General features: G+C 30.9%; 1 protein-coding gene. It reads right to left on the bottom strand.

Annotation, left to right across the window (positions count from 1 at the left end; all coding sequences use genetic code 11):
- Positions 1 to 223, bottom strand: a 223-nt coding sequence (locus ACK2WN_RS12465; RefSeq protein WP_416155710.1) for an IS110 family transposase, incomplete at both ends; no start/stop codon positions are given.

The following is a 223-nucleotide window of genomic DNA, read 5'->3' on the forward strand; positions in this document are numbered from 1 at the left end:
TCGTCTTAAATAAGGAGAACCTCTTTTAGATAGTTTCGCTGAATTAATTGCATTAAATTCTCCAGATTGTTTAACTGAAACATCAAGACCTGCATAAGCAACTAATTGACTCGCTTTTTCAAATCGAGATATATCTCCTATTTCAGCAATAATAGAAGCTCCTAAAACAGAACCAATTCCTGTAATAGTTGTAATAATAGGGTTTATATCATTAAGAAGATAT

Source organism: Peptacetobacter sp. AB800, assembly GCF_047807365.1.
Classification (GTDB): domain Bacteria; phylum Bacillota; class Clostridia; order Peptostreptococcales; family Peptostreptococcaceae; genus Peptacetobacter.